This is a genomic window from Bacillus sp. S4, from assembly GCF_040838205.1.
Lineage (GTDB): Bacteria > Bacillota > Bacilli > Bacillales > Bacillaceae_G > Bacillus_A > Bacillus_A cereus_U.
In genome coordinates, this window is record NZ_JBFPJI010000471.1 from 1 (window position 1) to 1,860 (window position 1,860).

The following is a 1,860-nucleotide window of genomic DNA, read 5'->3' on the forward strand; positions in this document are numbered from 1 at the left end:
CTCATATATTATGCATCACTCAATAGTATTCCAATATACTCCAATTAGGTGCTTCACTGGCCCTTCCATCAGTAAAATTATGTAAATTATAAAGGCTGAGTAGAGAAAAACAATTAAAAATAGTTCATAAAGAAAAAAGGAAAGTGGTTCGGCATCCACTTCCCTTTCGTAATTTTATTATGTATCGAAAAAAAGTACCCTATTTAATAGGGTACTTTTTAGTTACAGTAGTGTAATAGAAGATTTAAACCCTTATGCTACGCTGCTATATTCTTCTTCTTTTTCTTTTTTCTGCTTAGGCACTTGGATTAAAATTGAGATAATAAATGACACGACACATAATACGCCGATCACCATGAAAGTTGGTTTGAATCCACCTAGAAGTGCACCGATAAAGGAACCTGCAAGCGCTCCAAATCCAAATCCTTGATACACAATTCCGTAGTTCTTACTATGGTTTTTCATACCGAAGAAATCACCAACAATAGCTGGGAAAATAGTGATATTTCCACCAAAGCAAAACGCTACACTTGCTACACAGACGAAGTAGATACCATAATTTAAATCTACGAAACTTAGAACCAAGACTGAAGTCGCCATAGCAACAAAAGTACCAGTAACGATTTTTAAACGGCCGATTTTATCTGATAACGGTCCCAGAATGATACGACCCAATGTATTGAAGATTGCAACCATAGCCACCGCATTAGCTGCTGTTGCTGCGCTAAGCCCTACAAGTTGAACACCGATGTCTTTTACCATGCCAATTAAGTATAAGCCACTCATACATGATGTAAATAACATACTAAATAATAAGTATACTTGTTTTGTGCCTAACATTTCTTTTGTTGTATATTCTTTAGTTTTTGTTTCCTGAACTGCACCTTGATCAGCAGCTTGATGGATTAAACAAGCGCCAATCACGATCATAGCTGTAACAATTAAACCCCAGTATATAAACGCTTGCGATACACCAACTGAATCAATCAACATTGCGTTTATGTATTTAAATATTAGGCTACCTGTACCATATGCAGAGACAGATATACCGGCGATTAAACCTTTACGCTCTGGAAACCACTTTATTAAATTGGATAGTGAAGTAATATATGCTGTACCATCTGCGTAACCTACAACAACTCCTGCTAGTACATAAAGCATTAATAATGAGGAAGCTTGTGAACTAAGTATTAATCCAAGTCCTAACGCTAGTCCAGCTATCATAATAAGTTTACGAAGTCCCCATTTTTCTTGCAATTTACTTGCAAACAAAGTTGAAAATGCTAAAGAAAGACTAGTAATTGAGAAAGTTATAGCAACAGCGTTAAGACTCCAACCGTATTTACTCACTAAGGGCTGATTGAATAAACTCCATGTATATATCGTTCCAAGCCCCATTTGTACTATGACTGTTCCAAGGACAACAAGCCATGGATTAACCGATGATTTTTTCATACCATCTCTCCTCCTCTTTCTATTTCAATGCTATTCGCTAAATATGCTTTTTTCATTTTCATTTTCGCCACCTCATTCGATTTAACAACTTCATTGTATAGGATATTACCCGTTATGTAAGCACTTACAAGACGGAGCGTCAAATATATGGAACCAGTTACATAAAACGAAGGATGAAATACAAAAAACTACTTGTTAAATACGTAGCAGCTTTTATAATGTTTTGCATCAGTACGACCTACGGAGGCTTTTACATCTTCTTTCACAAAAAAATTATCGAATTATACCATGGCTGGACTTCAATATTTTGCTTATCCTATACAAACAAAAAACATCCTATTCTTATTTAACTCTTCAACGTTTATAACATGTTGCGTCTGTATTTCTTGATACAAATCATTTAAT

The 1,860-nt window shown here is 35.2% G+C and carries 1 protein-coding gene; it reads right to left on the bottom strand.

What is annotated here, in order from left to right:
* Positions 1-252: 252 nt before the first annotated feature.
* The gene (locus AB3X48_RS21715) at positions 253-1,455 is read right to left on the bottom strand and encodes an L-lactate MFS transporter (protein ID WP_367959932.1); all 1,203 of its coding nucleotides are present in this window, start codon (positions 1,453-1,455) and stop codon (positions 253-255) included.
* Positions 1,456-1,860 lie beyond the last annotated feature (405 nt).